Here is a 17,627-nt window from a genome sequence, read left to right on the forward strand (position 1 = left end):
CCGGCGGGCCACCGCCCACTATCAGTTCAGCGCAAAGTTGACCGGGACGCGAACGCGACCTGCGACCTTCTTCCCGCCCGATTCCGCGGAACGGAAGCTCCACTTGCGAGCTGCTTCCATGGCGGCGCGATCGAGGTCACGGTTACGGCTGGACTTCTCGACCGACACATTGGTGACGTTGCCATTGGCATCGACATCAATGATCAGGATGACTTCACCCTGGATACCAGCACGGAACGCGGCCGGCGGGTAACGCGGGGGGTTCATGTTCTTCGACGAGATGTCGACGCTTGCCTCAATGGTGCTCGGCGGCTGCGGCGGCGACGGCGGCGAAGGCGGCGTGACGATGTCGGTCGGACGCGGGTCCGGGATATCGACCACTGGGGCCTGCGGCGGCGGCGGAACCGGGGACGGCTTCGGCGGCGACAGGTTTTTCACCGGCGGCGGCGGGGTGTCATCCGGCGGCGGCGGCGGCGGCGGCGGTGGGGGCGGCGGCGGAGCGTCGACCAGGGTCACCATGATGTTGCGTTCTTTCTCCGCAGCGGCCTTGGGGGCCACAGCCGGGATCAAAAGCATCATGAAGGCGGCGAGATGCAGTGCGATTACAAAAGCGATACCCACGATACGCGGCCAGGAGAGGCCGGTGTCATCGCGTTGTTCGTACCTGTGAACGACTAGTTGTTCCGTCATGCGCCAAGAGCTCATTAGTGGGGCCGGGTACCCGAGGACAGGTAGCCCATGATCAGCGGTGCATGACACCGCAGGAACCTCCAAGCTTATACCAATCCTGAGCGCCTGCGCATCACTAATGCAGGCGTTCAGGCGTTATTCCTACTTACTTCAGGTTGATGATTTTCTTGGCATCCGCCTGGTTCTTCACACCCTTCGCCAGCGCCTGCTGGGCGGCCTGCTTGGCCTCCGGGATGCGACCTTCCGAATGCAGCACGCGTGCCAGATTCAGGTAGGTCTCACCGTCCTTGGAAAGCGGGGCAGCCTTCTGCCACGCCTCGATCGCCTTGTTTGCCTGCGGCGGATCCGAGTAGTAGTACGCCTGGGCCAGCGCGAGGTACACCTGATAATCAGGCTTCAGGATGTTTTTCTGCAAGCCATCATTGATAACGGCAATGACGTCCTTTTCTTTGTTCTCGCTGTTGGCGTAGATCGAGTAGAGCTGCTTGTACTCGCGCTCGTCGGTCAGCTGGCCGGCGCTGTAGAGCTTGCCCATGATCGCGCCCGCCTGGTCCATCTGGTCGGCCTGCATGTACATGCTGGCCAGGTTCAGCTGGGCCTTCTTGTCGTTCGGGTTCTTGGCGGCGAGCGCCTCGGCCTGCTTGACCGCTTCACCGGTCTGGCCGGCTTCGGCCATGGCGGCCATCAGCAGCTGGTTCCAGCTGTCCTTCGGCTCGGTCGCGCCGGCGATGGCCTGCTGCAGCACCGGGATCGCCTCGGCGTAGCGCTCGGCCTGGTACAGCGCCTGACCCTTGGCCACGAGCTCTTCCGGCTTGGTGGACTTGGTTTCGGCGAAGTACTTGTCCAGCGTCGCCAGGCCTTCGTTGATCTGGTCTTCCTGCACCTGCAGCTGGCCCAGCATCAGCATCGACTGGTAGTGGCCGTTGTTGTCCAGGCCACCGAGCTGCAACACCTGCTCAAGGTACTTCTTGGCAGCGGCGACGTCGTCGAGCTGGTAGGCCGCCTGCGAGGCGAGCTGGGCGGCCAGCGACTTCTCGTAGGTGTTGGCGGCGGGATTGGCCAGAATCTCTTCAGCCTGCGCGCGCGTCTCCGGGAACTTCTGGTCGTTGTAGCTGTCAATCAGCTTCTGCAGCTTCGGGCCGAGTTTGGCCGACGACTTCTGCTCCGGCTCCTGACGGGTCGCGTTCGGGTAGAGCACTTCGGCCTTCGCCTGCTTGCCGCCGCGGTTGCCACGCTCCGACGAGCGGGACTGGGCGAACGCATCGGTGACCATGGCGCCACCGATAGCGGTCGCGATGAGGACGGAAAGGACGGCTTGCTTGTGGTTGCTGAAAATCATCTTTCACCTCGATCGAACCGCCGCGGCGGCATCAAAACGGACTGTCAGAAAAATCTGAGCCGCCAAACGTATCAGAAACTGATGGCGTGAGAAATCGTTTCCGATGCTGCAATACAGCATCTTTTGGTCGTATCCGGGCGCATCAACCGCACTTTGGCCTGCGCCCGGCCGCCTGGGCTTGTTGGTATACACCACTCAGGGACGGCGCGTCTCGCTGCAATTCACGGATGCGGTTGGCGGGGTCGGGGTGGGTGGACAGCCATTGGGGCGAACGCCCGCCGCTGGCGGCCATCATGTTCTGCCACAGATCCACCGCCTGGGCGGGGTTGAAGCCGGCCTCGGCCATCAACCGCTGACCGACGATATCCGCCTCGCTTTCCTGGGTCCGCGAGCCGGGCAGCAGGAAGGCGGCCTGGGCGCCAGCGCCACCGAGCTGGCTGACGGTACTGGCCGCGCCCTCACCGTAGGCGGCGCCCGCCAGCGCGCCCAGAACCGACAAGCCGGTCTGCGCGCCCATCTGACGGGTGAGGCGTTCTTCGTGGTGCCGCGAGATGACGTGGCCGATTTCATGGCCGATCACGGCAGCCAGCTGATCCTGGTTTTTGGCGACGGTGAAGATGCCCGTGTTGACCCCGACCTTGCCGCCGGGCAGGGCGAACGCGTTGGGCTCCTTGTCGACCATCAACGCCGTTTCCCACCGTACGCCACGGTACTGAGCAGGCAGCTGGGCAACCAGCGCATTCACTACGCACTGCACGTAGGCGTTCTGCTTCGGATCGGTGCTGAGCGTGCCTTTGGATTTGGTTTCAGTGAACGCCTGTGCGCCCAGCTGATCCAGTTCGGCCTGCGAGACACCGCCGACCATCTGACGACGGCCGGTTGGCGAGGTGGTGGTGGCGCACGCGCTCACCAGCATGGCAATGGCAATTCCCAACAGCACTGGTTTCATGTGCGCTCCCCCGTGTTCATGTAGGCAGTGTGGAACGTGGCGACGTAAATTTTCGTCAAGCCGCCTGATCGATCATTGCACGCCGAGAAACATCAGCGCTGCCAGGGCGATGCCGTTGTTCAGTGCATGCGCGGCGATCGGCGCCCACAGAGTGCCGGTGCGTTGGTAGAGCCAGGCAAAGGCGGCGCCCATGCCGCCGTAGACCAGCCACAACTGGGCGATTTCCCATGGGCCGTTGGCGCTGGTGCCGGGGATTTCATGCACCAGCGCGAAGGCCAGGCTGCTCAGCACGATGCCCAGCACAGGGCGACCGGCCTGCCAGAGGCGGCCGAACAGCACGCGGCGGAACAACAGCTCTTCATACGCAGGGGCGAGCACCACAGCGAACAGCGCGAGAAACCATGGGAAGCGCGTCATCGCCTGTTCCATCAGCGCCAGGTTGGTCGGCACCGGTTCGATGCCCGCCTGCTTGGCCAGCCACGCGATCAGGTTGCTGCCGATGATCACACCGGTGGCGACCAACAACGTCCAGCCCCAGGTCGAGGGGCGGCCTGCGGCCTGGAAGGACAACGCACGTTCGGCGGGCGTGGCCCGGCGGCGGAAGAAGTACAGCACCAGTGCAGCGCCGCCGGTAGCGCTCAGCGCCATCAGGATCTGGGCGAGGGCACCGGGTTGGCCCAGCTGCTGGGTAAGACCGGCTACGGCGGAGGCATCGGCGCCGTCGCGAGCCGCTTGGTATCCGATGATCGCGCCGCGATACAGCCCCCAGAGCAAGCCACCGATCAGACTCAATGACAACAGGACTGCGGTGCCGATGCCCAGGTCGATGAAGAATCCCGCGAGCGGGGAGCCCGGCTTTCGCGGTGACGACGGGACGGCGGGAGGCAGCGGAGGCGTCATGGACGCCGAGGGGGTAGCGGACATCGGATTCCTGGCATCGGGGAGCGATGGCCGGCCGGATGCAGGTCGCATCCGGGCCGGCCCTTCCCCGATTGTGTCAGATATCCAGGTTGGCGACCTTCAGCGCATTGTCTTCGATGAAGTCACGGCGCGGTTCCACCACGTCGCCCATCAGCGTGCTGAAGATCTGATCGGCGGCCACGGCATCTTCGATCCGCACCTGGAGCAGGCGGCGGGTGTCGGGATTGACCGTGGTGTCCCACAACTGCTCGGGATTCATTTCACCCAGACCCTTGAATCGCTGAATCTGGCGGCCCTTCTTGGCCTCATCCAGCAACCAGTTGCGCGCTTCGGCGAAGCTGCCGATCTCGGCCGACTTGGCACCGCGGCTGATCTTCGCACCGGCACGGACCAGGCCGTGCAGCAGCAGGGAAGACTGGTGCAGGGCACGCAGTTCACCGGTTTCAAATGCGCCCAGCGGCAGCACCTGGATCAGCTGTTCACCCATGTGGCGACGCGTGACCAGCACAGCGGCGGGACGCTCGTCGGTGGGCTCCTGCAGTTCCAGCGTATAGCGCGGCGAGCCGAGGCTGCCCTGGTTGAGGCGGGTCGCCAGCGCGGCCAGACCTTCGTTGGCGCCGGCCTTGCGCAGGTGCTCCAGATCCATCGGCGTGAAATCGATCAGTGCTTCGAGCACCTGGCGATCATAGCGATGGCCGTTGCGCGCGATGGTTTCCTGCGCCGAAGCGTAGGAGAGCAGCAGCTTCTCCAAGGCCACGCCTTCGATGCCCGGCTCGCTTTCGGCGGGGATCAACGAAGCGTTCTCCACCGCACTGCTGGCCAGGTAGGCGTCCAGCGCCGGATCATCCTTCAGGTACAGCTCCTGCTTGCCCTGCTTGATCTTGTACAGCGGCGGCAGGCCGATGTAGATGTGGCCGCGCTCGATCAGCTCCGGCATCTGACGGTAGAAGAAGGTCAACAGCAGCGTACGGATGTGCGCGCCGTCGACGTCGGCATCGGTCATGATGATGATGCGGTGGTAACGCAGCTTGTCCGGGTTGTACTCGTCCCGACCGATGCCGGTGCCCAGCGCGGTGATCAGCGTACCGACCTGATCCGAGGCGAGCATGCGGTCGAAGCGGGCACGTTCCACGTTGAGGATCTTGCCGCGCAGCGGCAGCACCGCCTGGTTCTTGCGGTTGCGGCCCTGCTTGGCCGAGCCACCTGCCGAGTCACCCTCGACGATGAACAGTTCGGACAGCGCCGGATCCTTTTCCTGGCAGTCGGCCAGCTTGCCCGGCAGGCCGGCAATATCCAGCGCGCCCTTGCGGCGGGTCAGATCGCGCGCCTTGCGCGCCGCTTCACGTGCACGCGCCGCGTCCACGATCTTGCCGGCGATCGCCTTGGCTTCGTTCGGGTTTTCCTGCAGGAATTCTTCCAGGCGCTGGCCGAAGGCACTTTCCACCGCCGGGCGCACATCCGAACTGACCAGCTTTTCCTTGGTCTGGCTGGAGAAGCTCGGGTCCGGCACCTTCACCGACAGCACCGCGATCATGCCTTCGCGCATGTCATCGCCGGTCAGGTTGATCTTGGCCTGCTTGGCGATGCCGTTCTGCTCGATGTAGTTGTTGAGCACACGGGTCAGCGCGCCGCGGAAGCCGGCCAGATGGGTACCGCCGTCCTTCTGCGGAATGTTGTTGGTGAAGCAGTACATCGTTTCCTGGTAGGAATCGGTCCACTGCAGCGCCACGTCCACCACGATGCCGTTGGACTCGCCGGTCACCGAGATCACGTTCGGGTGCAGCGGCGTCTTCAGCTGCGCCAGATGCTCCACGAAACTACGGATGCCGCCTTCGTAATGGAAGTCATCGCGGCGGCCATCGCCGCGCTCGTCGACCAGCACGATCTTGACGCCGGAATTGAGGAAGGACAGTTCGCGCAGACGGCGGGCCAGGATGTCGTAGTGGAATTCCACGTTGTCGTGGAAGGCCTTCACCGACGGCCAGAAGCGCAGCGTGGTGCCGCGCTTGGTGCTGGCTTCGACCTGCTTCAGCGAGTTGACCGCGGCACCATCGGCGAATTCCTGCTGGTAGTGGAAGCCGCCCTGGAAGATATCCAGAACCAGCTTCTGCGACAGCGCATTGACCACGCTGACGCCCACACCGTGCAGACCGCCGGAGACCTTGTAGCTGTTGTCATCGAACTTGCCGCCGGCATGCAGGACCGTCATCACGACCTCGGCCGCGGACACTTCGCGGTCGAGCTTCTTGCTCATCTGCTCGTGCTTGCCAGTCGGAATGCCGCGACCGTTGTCCGAGACCGACACCGAGCCATCGGCGTGGATCATGACCGAGACATTGTCGGCGTGGCCGGCCAAGGCTTCATCGATGGAGTTGTCGACGACCTCGAACACCATGTGGTGCAGACCGGTGCCGTCATGGACGTCACCGATGTACATACCAGGACGCTTGCGGACAGCCTCAAGGCCTTCCAGGGCGGTGATGCTGTTGGCGTCGTAGTTGCCGCTGTTGGCGGGGATGTTCTGTTCTTCAGTCATTGCGCTTGCCGTAGGCTCCGCAGGTCGGTCCGCCGCGGTGAGGCGGGGCGCCGAGTAATAAGGGGTTGCAACAGCAATTATACCAGCCGGGCACCGTGGCCCCTGGGGGACCACTATGGCACAGGCAGGACCTGTCCATGTTCCACGTGGAACCGGGTGATATCTGTCGCGTCGACCAGCGCCGCCGGTACCTCGGTGGCGGTAATGAATATCTGCGCCGGGCCGGCCTTCAGCCGTTCCAGCACCCGCGCCTGGTGATGCCGGTCCAGCTCTGACGACAGATCGTCCAACGCGATCACCGGCCACTCGCCACGCTGCTCGGCATAGTCCTCGGCCTGCGCCAGCAGGCAGGTAAGGGCAGTCAGCTTGGCTTGGCCCCGCGAGAGCGCATCCCGGCCCGGAATGGTCTCGAATCCGACGCTCCAATCCGCCCGGTGCGGGCCGACTGACGTATAGCCAGCCAAGCGGTCACGTTCCCGGGCCAGGAGCAGGGCGTCCGACAGCGATACCTCCTGCTTCCGCCAGCCAGGGCTGAGGCTGAGTGACTGGATTCCCAGATTTGGGGCCAGGACGGCCGCCAGTTCCACGGTTCGTTCCTGCAGCCGCTCCAGGTAGTGCTGGCGGCGGGTGGTCAGCGGTTCGCCGGCCTCCGCGAGCTCGCGATCCCATGCATCCAGCGCGTGCGGATGCCCGCCTTGTTTGAGCAGGGCGTTACGCTGCTTCAGGGCCCGCGAGTACCGCCGCCACAGACCCATGAAGTCTGGTTCCACGTGGAACAAACCCCAATCCAGGAAGCGTCGGCGCGGCTCGCCACCGCCGCTTACCAGCGCATGACTACCGGGTTCGAAGGTCACGACCGCCAGTGCGGCACAAAGCGTCCCGAGCTGAGCGACATCTTCCCCGTCCAGCCGGCCTTTCCATTCCTGGCCGCTGTGGCGAAGCCCGGCCTTGCGACGGGTCGGGGTATCGGCACCTTCGCGCTGCTCATCCCATTCCACGAACACATCCAGCGCCTCCCGGCCCTGTCGCACCAGGCCATCCCGGACACGGCCGCGAAAACTGCGGCCGTACGCCATGACGTGCAACGCCTCCAGGACACTGGTCTTGCCGGCGCCATTGTCACCGGTAATCAGGTTGATGCCCGGTTGTGGTGCCAGTTCGACGGTATCGAAGCGGCGGACCTGGTGCAGGGACAAACGGCGGATGTGCATGCGGACGATCAACGCCGCACGGGGCGGCAGAGGGGTAGGGGGAATCGATCAGCTTACTGCATTGCCCGGGTTCCACGTGGCCGGATGCGCCGCGCGCCACGGGTGGGTGCCTGACCCGTCGCCGAGGGCGGAAAGAGCCGATCGGCCTGTCCCGGTGTTCCCCGCGGTGGCGGCTCGGTCTGCCATGCGTCCAGTTCGGGTGGCGCAAACGGTCATTGGGCCAGACAAGCGCGATGTCGGCCGCCGACGTCAGTGCCGCGGCCAGGACCGCCACGTGAAACCTCCGTGTACCGCCGCATGGCCCGCCGGAGGGGCTGAATTTCTTCAAATCTGCGACCTGCGCAGCACTGAGGTGCTGCAGATTTCAACGAATTCGTACCGCTTTTTGCCCGCCTTGCAAGCCAGGACGCGGCCGATGCCCTGTTTTTTTTTAAATCTGGACGTGAGGTTCAATCGCCCCAGCGTAGAACCCGAGCAACGCGCGCAGACCCAAACGAGACTGTCCACACCCGCTCTGTATGGCTTATGCACAGCCTATGGGCAATCTGTGGATAAAAAAGGCCTCTTGAACTGCCTCGAAAGATATCCACAGGATCACCCCCAGGCTCAGACCCTGTTTTACCGGGGGTTTCGAGCCTATATTTCTCATAAAAAACAACCGCTTAACCTACTTTTCAACCAAATCTGGCCCTACCACCACCACCAAGCTTTAGATTTATATACAGTTTTTAAGAGCATAGAGCTGTGATCCAGCGGTCAAAACGCCGGGTACCGCAGTACTTCGGAGCGGTCGAGCAATTCGCGCCATTGGCTCGGTTAACGCATGCAGAATAGACACGCACGGCAGCGGTCCATCGCCAGTCATCCGCTGACCCTGCGGTTGCCGCACCAACCGAAGGACCAGGGGCGCAAAACGGGGTTATCACCTAGTGGGGCTCGTTCCCAACCGCCGACTCGCTGCTTGGCATCGGTCTCACGACAGTTGGGCTGGGTCGGCAAAGGATCAGACGAACATTCCGGCTGCAGCCAAAGCTCAACCGCAAAAAAAATGCTCCACGTGGAACATCGTTCTCCCGCCCAAAAAGAAACCCGGCAATGCCGGGCTTCTCAGAACCACTCGGTTCCACGTGGAACCTGCACGTCTCCGGTCAGAGACGCAGCGGCATCACCACATGACGCGACTTCTCGCTGCTGGCCTCACGGACCAGGGCAGAGGAGTTCGAATCGCGCAGTTGGATCACGACGTGCTCGTCGCGAAGGGCGGACAACGCGTCCAGCAGGTAGTTCACGTTGAAGCCAATCGCCAGATCGCTGACCGTGGTATCGGCCTCGATCTCTTCCTGGGCTTCTTCCTGCTCCGGGTTGTGCGCGCTGATCTTCAGGTTGCCCGGCGAGACTTCCACGCGGATGCCGCGGTACTTCTCGTTGGACAGAATCGCGGCGCGCTGCAGCGAGGCACGCAGCGCTTCGCGATCCACCTTCACTTCGCGGTCGGCACCGATCGGAATCACAGCCTCGTAATCCGGGAACCGGCCGTCGATCAGCTTGGAGGTGAAGGTCACATCGTCGCGCTTGACGCGAACGTGGCTGCGGCCGACTTCCAGCTCGATCTCGCGATCGCCGCTTTCCAGCAGGCGCTGCAGCTCGGTCACGCCCTTGCGCGGCACGATGATCTGACGCTTGGCGCCGCTGGCTTTTTCCAGCTCGGTTTCGCACAGCGCCAAGCGGTGACCGTCGGTCGCCACGGCACGCAGGGCATCGCCGCGCAGGTCGAACAGCAGGCCGTTGAGGTAGTAGCGCACGTCCTGCTGGGCCATCGCGAACGCGGTGCGTTCGATCAGCTCCTTCAGGGTCGCTTCGCCGATGGCCACGCGCTCGGTGGCTTCGACTTCGTCGACAGACGGGAAGTCGTTGGCCGGCAACGTTGCCAGGGTGAAGCGGCTGCGCCCGGCCTGCACGGTGATCTTGTCACCGGTCTGCGAGACGGTGATCCGGCTGCCGTCGGGCAGGGCGCGGATGATCTCGAACAGCTTGCGGGCGGGGATGGTGGTCTCGCCGTCCTGGGCATCTTCCACCGCGATCCGCGACACCATTTCCACTTCCAGGTCCGTGCCGGTCAGCGACAGCTGTCCGTTCTGGACCTGAACCAGGAAATTAGCCAGAACCGGCAGGGTCTGGCGGCGTTCGACCACGTTGACGACTTGTGCCAACGGCTTGAGAAAGGCTTCGCGCTGCAGTGTGAAACGCATGTGGTTCCGTGCCCCTATGCTTTAAAAAAATGTGGAATAAATCAAAAGCTTGGTGGTGCTGGTAGGGCCAGAATCGCGGGAAAACACGACTAAGCCTTTGTAAACAATAGGGTTTTTGACCGCGAAACCCTCTGCATTACTAGCCCCCAAGGGGTGGGGAAAGGTGTGGATAACTTTACCGTCGAATCCGCCGGCTTTTTTATCCACAACCTATACCTCGCTTACTACCGGATTCTGCACCGTTTTATGCGATGACGCCTTAGCGGCGTACATGCATCATTCGCTCAACTTCCGGATCAGCTTGTCCCAGTCTTCCCGCAACTTGCCGTCCGCTTCCATCAACGTCCGGATCTGCCGGCAGGCATGCAGCACCGTGGTGTGGTCCCGGCCGGCAAAGGCGTCGCCGATTTCCGGCAGGCTGTGCTCGGTCAGTTCCTTGGTCAGGGCCATGGCAACCTGACGGGGACGGGCCAGCGATCGGGTCCGACGCTTGGACAGCAGATCCTTGATCTGCAGCCCGTAGTAGTCGGCCACGGTTTTCTGGATGTTGGGAATGCTGATCGCCTGCTGCTGGGCGCGAAGCAGGTCGCGCAGGGTTTCCTGGGCGAAATCAGTGGTGATCGCACGGCCGGTGAAGTTGGCGCGTGCGGCCAGGGTATTCAACGCACCTTCGAGGTCGCGGACATTGGAGCGCATCTTCTTGGCAATCAGAAACGCCACATCGTCGGGGATATCGGTGCCACGCTCACGGGCCTTGGCCAGCACGATCGCTGCGCGCGTCTCGAAGTCCGGCGGCTCGATCGCCACCGACAGGCCCCAGGCCAGGCGCGACTTCAGCCGTGCTTCCAGGCCCTCGACTTCGCGCGGGTACCGGTCGCAGGTCAGGATGATCTGCTGCTTGCCGTCGAACAGGGCGTTGAACGTGTGGAAGAACTCTTCCTGGGTGCGGTCTTTGCCGGCGAAGAACTGGATGTCATCGATCAGCAGCGCGTCCACCTGCTGGAACTGGCGCTTGAACTGGTCCATGGTTTTTTCCTGCAGCGCACGGATCATCGCGCTGAAGAACTGTTCCGAACGCAGGTACAGCACCTTGGCCGCCGGGTTGGCCTGACGCATCGCATTGCCGGCCGCGAACATCAGATGGGTCTTGCCCAGGCCGGTCCCGCCGTACAGCAGCAATGGGTTGTGGGCCCGGTCGCCCGGCTTCTGCGCCGCCTGGAACGCCGCGGCCAGACCCAGCTGGTTGCTGCGGCCTTCCACGAAGTTGGCGAAGGTGTAGTGCGAATCCATGTTGCCGGCGAACGGCACCATGGGTTCGGCCGGCGCCGCCGGTGCGGACAGGCCCGGAATAGGCGCGATCTGCGCCTCTACCGGACGCGGACGCGAGCCGATTTCAAGAAAAACGTCGCCGAAACCGGCGAAGTGCGCCAGCAGTTCCTTGATGCGCGGCAGATACAGCTCGCGCACCTGGTCGACGATGAAGGCGTTTGGCGCATAAAGCACCAGGCTGTCCGCGCGCAGATCTGCCTGCAGCGGCTTCAACCAGGTGTGAACATCCTCGGGCGGAAACTCCGCTTCGAGGCGTTCGAGAGAACGAGACCAGGCATCCATCGGCAATAATCGTCTGGGGCCAGCGGATAGGCGAACAAAAGCGCCGCACCGCAGGCCGGAAGGGGGGAAGAATGGATGGCGCAGACTACCACCGACGAGGGGGGCCGGGAATGGTTGTCCCAAAGTTATTCACAAAACGATCCACAGCTATTGCACAGCCCGGTGAATTCCCGTAGTGACAGACACTTGACGGGACCTCAATGAGGTCTATAGAATTTCCGGTTCTTTCCGTCCCCTTCATATAGAGGCCCGCATGGCCACCAAGCGCACTTTCCAACCCAGCAACCTCAAGCGTAAGCGCGACCATGGCTTCCGTGCCCGTATGAAGACCGCTGACGGCCGCAAGATCCTGTCGCGTCGCCGCGCCAAGGGCCGTAAAGTCCTGAGCGCTTGATTGCAATGCCGCTTTCCGCGGCAGACGCAATCCTGACTGTGAGCAGTTCCGACCCGCGCAAGCGATTTCCTCGCTCTGCGCGGGTTCGTACGCGTGCCGAATATACAACGGTCTTCAACGGCGCCCGCCGTGTGTCCGATCCGCTGATGACCCTACACTGGCTGAAGAGCGATACGCCAGCCAGGTTGGGTCTTGCGGTGTCGCGCAAAGTCGATCCCCGAGCCGTGGGTCGCAACCGAGTGAAGCGTGTGTTGCGCGATGCCACACGCCACGTACGGCCGTGGATGAGTGCCGGCGATTACGTCGTCGTTGCCCGCAGTGCCGCCCGTACCGCCAGCAATTCAGATATCCGCCAGGCCTTTGAACGCCTGTTGCGCCGCCTTGGCGCATTGCCCATGCCGGGCGCGGACGGCACAATGCCGCCGCCCCTGGGCGTTGCACCCCTTTCCCAGTCCGAGCCGGCATTGCGTGCCGGCCCCGTCGAGCCTGCACGCTGATGAACCAGACCCGCGTTTTCCTGATTTTTGCCTGGCTGATGGTGGCCGTGTTGCTGTGGATGGAGTGGGGCCGCGATAAAGCCGCGCCGCCGACCCCGGCCGTGGCCACCCAGACTACCCAGGCCAGCGTGCCGGGTGCGGCTGCCGGGAGCATCCCCGGTGCGCCCGTGCCCCAGGCAGACGGTTCCCTGCCGGCGGCACAGCCGGCCGCACAGACCGAGGCCGGTCCGGCCCGCGTGACCATCACCACCGACGTCCTGCGTCTGGTGCTGGACGGTGGCACGGTGCTGGATGCCGAGCTGCTGCAGTTCCCGCAGACCAAGGAAGAAGGCAGCCCGCCGGTCCGCCTGCTGACTGAAGAAGCGACCCACCCGTACCGCGCGGTGAGTGGCTGGATCAGCGAAGACAAGACCATGCCGGTGCCGGCCGCCAACGGCTTCAAGCTGGTCGGTGACAACCACGACTTCGTGCTGGCCAAGGGCCAGGATGAGGTCACGGTGCCTTTCGAATGGACCGGCCCGAACGGCGTGACCATCCGCCGCACCTACTCGCTGGGTCGCAACGAGTACGCGATCACGGTGAAGGATGAAGTGGTCAACGGCGGCAGCGCCCCGTGGAGCGGCTACGTGTTCCGCACCCTGGACCGCACCCCGACCATCCTCTCGCGCAGCATGACCAACCCGGACTCGTTCAGCTTCAACGGCGCGACCTGGTTCAGCCCGCAGGACGGTTACGAGCGTCGCGCGTTCAAGGATTACCTGGACGACGGTCACCTCAACCGCACCATCACCGGCGGCTGGCTGGCGATGCTGCAGCACCACTTCTTCACCGCGTGGATTCCGCAGGCCGACCAGGCCGCGCAGTACTCGCTGGCGCAGAACAACGGCCGTGACCAGATCGAAGCGCGTGGCCCGGCCTTCACCGTGGCCCCGGGCCAGCAGGTCAGCACCGAAGCCCGCCTGTGGGTCGGCCCGAAGCTGGTCAACCTGATCGCCAAGGAAGACGTGAAGGGTCTGGACCGCGTGGTCGACTACAGCCGCTTCTCGCTGATGGCGATCATCGGCCAGGGCCTGTTCTGGGTCCTCAACCAGGTCCACAAGGTCGTCAACAACTGGGGCTGGGCGATCGTCGGCTTGGTGGTGCTGCTGAAGCTGGTGCTGTATCCGCTCTCGGCCGTGCAGTACAAGTCCGGTGCCAAGATGCGTCGCTTCCAGCCGCGCATCGCGCAGCTCAAGGAACGCTATGGCGATGACCGCCAGAAGTTCCAGACCGCGATGATGGAGCTGTACAAGAAAGAGAAGATCAACCCGATGGGCGGCTGTCTGCCGATCCTCATCCAGATGCCGATCTTCTTCGCGCTGTACTGGGTGCTGGTGGAATCGGTGGAGCTGCGCCAGGCCCCGTGGCTGGGCTGGATCCAGGATCTGACCGCACGTGACCCGTACTTCATCCTGCCGGTGATCAACGTGGCGGTGATGTGGGCCACCCAGAAGCTGACCCCGGCGCCGGGCATGGACCCGATGCAGGCCAAGATGATGCAGCTGATGCCACTGGTGTTCGGCGTCATGATGGCCTTCATGCCGTCCGGTCTGGTGCTGTACTGGGTCGTCAACGGTGGCCTGGGCCTGCTCCAGCAGTGGTGGATGACCAAGCGTCATGGCAGCGATCCGCTGCCGGTCGTCACCGCCAAGAAGTAAGCCACACAGGAGACCCGCCGCAAGGCGGGTTTCCTGCATCTGCGGCCCGGCCAACCGTGCGGTCCGTAGAATGCCCCCTGATTCCCCGCACCCTGCAGTGAGCCCGACATGACCCATGCCCCCGACACCATCGTGGCCATCGCCACCGCGCCCGGCGCGGGCGGCGTCGGCATGCTGCGGCTGTCCGGCCCCCAGGCGCGGCCCATCGCCGAGGCGATCGGCGTGCGCGCGATGCAGCCGCGGCACGCGCATTACGCGCGCTTGCGCGATGCGGGCGGCGAGGTGATCGATGACGGTATCGCGCTGTGGTTTCCCGCCCCGAACAGCTTCACCGGGGAAGAAGTGGTGGAACTGCAGGGGCATGGCAGCCCGGTGGTGCTCCAGCAGCTGGTCGCGCGCTGCATCGCATTGGGGGCTCGGCAGGCGCGGCCGGGTGAGTTCAGCGAGCGGGCCTTCCTCAACGGCAAGCTCGACCTGGCCCAGGCCGAGGCGATTGCCGATCTGATTGCCGCCAGCGATACCCGCGCAGCGCGCGCGGCCCGCCGCTCGCTGGACGGGGTCTTCTCGCGCCGCGTGGACGAGGTCGCAGAACAGCTTGTTCTGCTGCGGATCCACGTGGAAGCAGCGATCGACTTCGCCGACGAACCGCTCGATACCCTCGGCGGCGCGCAGGTCCGCAGTGGCCTGGTCACCGCGCTGCAGGCGCTGATCCGGCTGCGCGAGGATGCCGAACGCGGCCGCAAACTGCGCGACGGTCTGCACGCCGTGCTGGTCGGGCCGCCGAACGCCGGCAAGAGTTCGCTGCTCAATGCGCTGGCCGGCAGCGAGCGGGCGATCGTCACCGACATCGCGGGCACCACCCGAGACACCCTGCGCGAGACCATCCGCATCGACGGTCTGGAACTGACCCTGGTCGACACCGCCGGTCTGCGCGAAGGCGGCGATGCGATCGAGCGCGAGGGCATGCGCCGCGCCCGCGAAGAAATGCAGCGCACCGACCTGGCCATCGTGGTGGTCGATGCGCGCGAGCCGCAGGCCGGCCGCGACGCGGTGGGCGACAGCATCGCCGAGGTGCCGCAGCAGCTGTGGATCCACAACAAGAGCGACCTGCTGGACGCGATCCCGTCCGACGCCCCTGCGGACGTGGTGCATGTCTCGGCCGCGACCGGCCTCGGCCTGGATCAGCTGCACGCGCGCCTGCGCGCGCTGGCCAGTGGCAGCGCCGGCGACAGCGTGGACGGCGAGTTCTCCGCGCGTGCCCGCCATGTGGAGGCGATCAGCCAGGCCATCGGCCATGCCGAGCGCGCCGAATCGGAGCTCGTCCACGAGCACCTGGAGCTGGCCGCCGAGGAACTGCGCCTGGCGCATGAGGCGCTGGGCGAGATCACCGGGCGGATGAGCGCCGATGATCTGCTGGGGCGGATTTTTTCGAGCTTCTGCATCGGGAAGTAGGCACGCGGCCTTTCTTCGCGCTGTCACAGCCTTGCAGCAGACTGACCGGGTTCTTTATCGACAGGGATTTGCAGTGTCCAAGCAGTTGTGGGGATGTGTGTTGCTGGTGTCGCTGGCCGTGGCACCATCGGTGGCCATGAGCGCTGAATCGTCTTCCTCCACGCCGGCCAAGGCCGCCGTCTACGGCCACCGCGGCGCCAGTGCGCTGCTGCCCGAGCACACGCTCGCCGCGTATGCGCAGGCCATTGCCGATGGCGCCGACTACATCGAGCCGGACCTGGTGATGACCAAGGACGGCGTGCTGGTATCGCGCCACGAGAACGAGATCGGCGGCACCACCGATGTGGCTGCGCATCCCGAGTTCGCCAGCCGCAGGACCGTCAAGACCATCGACGGCGAGCGCATCGAAGGCTGGTTCACCGAAGACTTCACCCTGGCCGAGCTGAAGACGCTGTACGCCCGCGAGCGCCTGCCACAGCTGCGCAGCACCGCCTTCGACGGCCAGTTCCGCATCGCCACGCTGGACGAGATCATCGCCTTCCTGGTGCAGCAGGCCGGCCGCGCCAACCGCGGCATCGGGCTGGTGCCGGAGATCAAGCACGGCACCTACTTCACGCGCATCGGCCTGCCGATGGAAGACAAGGTGGTCGCCGCGCTGCAGGGCAACGCCTACACGCGCGTGGCACCGGTGACGATCCAGTCCTTCGAGGTCGGCAACCTGCGTTACCTGCGCGGCAAGCTCGGCCGCGACAGCAATATCCGCCTGCTGCAGCTGCTCGGCGATCCCAAGCAGCAGCCCGGTGACGTGCTGGCCGCCAAGGGCAACCAGCGCTATGCCGACCTGATCACCCCGGCGGGACTGCGCGAGGTCGCAACCTACGCCGACGGCATCGGCCCGAGTCTGCGCATGGTCATTCCACTGGATGCGCAGGGGAAGCTCGGCACCCCGACCTCGCTGGTGCGTGATGCGCATGCGGCCGGGTTGATGGTGGTGCCGTATACGTTCCGGCCGGAAAACTACTTCCAGGCCGCGGAGTTCCGCAGCGGCGAGCCGAATGCCCGCAATGCCGAAGGCTCGGTCGCCGAGATGCGCGCCTACCTGGCCACCGGCATCGATGCCTTCTTCACCGATGACCCGGCGCTGGGCCGGCGTGCGGTGGATGGGGATGGCACGACCGCAGCGAACCCCTGAGCGTGTAGAGCCACGCCATGCGAGGCATGTAATCAGATGGCGCTGCCGGTCAGTCCAGCGATGACCCTTCATCGCGCCGCCGGAACGGCAGCACCACGAAGTCGCGGCCCTCGCGCGGTTGCCACAGCACCGGCACGCGGGTCGGGGAGGGCGGTTCCAGATCGGCGTCGCGCGCAGTGTCGATGTCGTCCTCTTCCTCGTCCTCCCAGCTGTAGCGCTTGCGCGGCGCCATCGGGTCGGAGAGGCGGAACAGCAGCGCGCTGATGATGCCGGCGAAGGCACCGCCCATATGCGATTGCCAGGACACGCCCGGCTCGTGCGGCAGGATGGTCAGCAGCATGCTGCCGTAGAACAGGAAGGCGATCAGCCCGGCGGCGATCGCTGGCCGGTCGCGGCGCAGCAGGCCGAGCACGAACACCAGGAACATCAGGCCGTGGGTGATGCCACTGGCGCCCAGATGGCGGCTGCCCAGATCGCCGAGCAGCCAGGCACCGAGCCCCGAGCCGACCCACAACAGGGGCAGCGCGCGCACGGTGGCCTTGGGATAAACGCTGCCGGCCAGAGTGCCGAGGATCAGCAGGGCTGCCGCATTGGCACCCAGATGCTGGATCGAGCCGTGCAGCAGCGGTGCACCGAGAATGCCGAGCAGGCCGGCTTTGTCCAGCGGGGCAACCGCCCACGGACGCCAGTCGAAGTGGCCCTGGGCGGTATACACCGCGACCAGCAGCAGCACGAAGGCCAGGCTCAGGTTGAACGCCCGCAGTACACCACCACGGTCGTTGCGGGACGGGACCGGCGGCGCGCCGGTGGGCTGGGGCAGGTTGGCGTTCATACCCTTAGGGATGGCGTCGCCCCGGATGAACACAAGGGCAACGTCGTGGGAGAGAGA

14 protein-coding genes are annotated in these 17,627 nt (G+C 64.7%); 5 read left to right on the plus strand and 9 right to left on the minus strand.

Annotation, left to right across the window (positions count from 1 at the left end):
• Positions 1–21: 21 nt before the first annotated feature.
• From ACWV8V_RS11515 to dnaA, 8 genes are all read right to left on the minus strand, one after another.
• Positions 22–690, minus strand: a complete 669-nt coding sequence (locus ACWV8V_RS11515) for an energy transducer TonB (RefSeq protein WP_429000542.1) — start codon at positions 688–690, stop codon at positions 22–24.
• A gap of 145 nt (positions 691–835) precedes the next feature.
• The gene (locus tag ACWV8V_RS11520; protein ID WP_259260729.1) at positions 836–2,029 is read right to left on the minus strand and encodes a tetratricopeptide repeat protein; all 1,194 of its coding nucleotides are present in this window, start codon (positions 2,027–2,029) and stop codon (positions 836–838) included.
• 142 nt (positions 2,030–2,171) lie between these two features.
• Entirely contained in the window at positions 2,172–2,978 is an 807-nt protein-coding gene (locus ACWV8V_RS11525; RefSeq protein WP_259260731.1) for a M48 family metallopeptidase, read from the minus strand.
• Between the two features lie 72 nt (positions 2,979–3,050).
• Positions 3,051–3,902, minus strand: coding sequence for a CPBP family intramembrane glutamic endopeptidase (locus ACWV8V_RS11530; RefSeq protein WP_259260733.1), 852 nt, complete (start codon positions 3,900–3,902; stop codon positions 3,051–3,053).
• A gap of 73 nt (positions 3,903–3,975) precedes the next feature.
• Positions 3,976–6,435 carry a DNA topoisomerase (ATP-hydrolyzing) subunit B gene (gene gyrB / locus ACWV8V_RS11535; RefSeq protein WP_259260734.1) on the minus strand — a complete coding sequence of 820 codons (2,460 nt, stop codon included), beginning with the start codon at positions 6,433–6,435 and terminating at the stop codon, positions 3,976–3,978.
• Positions 6,436–6,548: 113 nt separating this feature from the next.
• Positions 6,549–7,646, minus strand: coding sequence for a DNA replication/repair protein RecF (gene recF, locus ACWV8V_RS11540; protein ID WP_455899790.1), 1,098 nt, complete (start codon positions 7,644–7,646; stop codon positions 6,549–6,551).
• 1,148 nt (positions 7,647–8,794) lie between these two features.
• A complete protein-coding gene (gene dnaN, locus ACWV8V_RS11545; protein ID WP_455899791.1) occupies positions 8,795–9,895 on the minus strand; it encodes a DNA polymerase III subunit beta in 1,101 nt (366 codons plus the stop codon).
• Positions 9,896–10,171: 276 nt separating this feature from the next.
• Positions 10,172–11,506, minus strand: coding sequence for a chromosomal replication initiator protein DnaA (dnaA, locus tag ACWV8V_RS11550; protein WP_261997923.1), 1,335 nt, complete (start codon positions 11,504–11,506; stop codon positions 10,172–10,174).
• A 253-nt stretch (positions 11,507–11,759) separates the two neighbouring features.
• Between dnaA and rpmH the strand changes: the two genes are divergently transcribed.
• The 5 genes from rpmH (at position 11,760) to ACWV8V_RS11575 (ending at position 16,738) form a co-directional block, all read left to right on the plus strand.
• Positions 11,760–11,900 carry a 50S ribosomal protein L34 gene (rpmH, locus tag ACWV8V_RS11555; RefSeq protein WP_006404565.1) on the plus strand — a complete coding sequence of 47 codons (141 nt, stop codon included), beginning with the start codon at positions 11,760–11,762 and terminating at the stop codon, positions 11,898–11,900.
• Positions 11,901–11,905: 5 nt separating this feature from the next.
• Positions 11,906–12,397, plus strand: a complete 492-nt coding sequence (gene rnpA, locus ACWV8V_RS11560) for a ribonuclease P protein component (RefSeq protein ID WP_121043725.1) — start codon at positions 11,906–11,908, stop codon at positions 12,395–12,397.
• Positions 12,397–14,094 (plus strand): membrane protein insertase YidC, encoded by a 1,698-nt coding sequence (yidC, locus tag ACWV8V_RS11565; protein WP_088435262.1) that lies wholly within the window; start codon positions 12,397–12,399, stop codon positions 14,092–14,094. The genes rnpA and yidC overlap by 1 nt, the downstream gene beginning before the upstream one ends.
• A 108-nt stretch (positions 14,095–14,202) precedes the next feature.
• Positions 14,203–15,546: a tRNA uridine-5-carboxymethylaminomethyl(34) synthesis GTPase MnmE gene (mnmE, locus tag ACWV8V_RS11570; RefSeq protein WP_259260739.1), complete on the plus strand. Its 1,344-nt coding sequence runs from the start codon at positions 14,203–14,205 to the stop codon at positions 15,544–15,546.
• Positions 15,547–15,682: 136 nt separating this feature from the next.
• Positions 15,683–16,738, plus strand: a complete 1,056-nt coding sequence (locus ACWV8V_RS11575; protein ID WP_259260795.1) for a glycerophosphodiester phosphodiesterase — start codon at positions 15,683–15,685, stop codon at positions 16,736–16,738.
• Positions 16,739–16,787: 49 nt separating this feature from the next.
• On the opposite strand, the gene ACWV8V_RS11580 is transcribed toward ACWV8V_RS11575, so the two are convergent.
• Positions 16,788–17,570 carry a rhomboid family intramembrane serine protease gene (locus ACWV8V_RS11580; protein WP_259260740.1) on the minus strand — a complete coding sequence of 261 codons (783 nt, stop codon included), beginning with the start codon at positions 17,568–17,570 and terminating at the stop codon, positions 16,788–16,790.
• Positions 17,571–17,627 lie beyond the last annotated feature (57 nt).

Source organism: Stenotrophomonas sp. Ker107b, assembly GCF_053847245.1.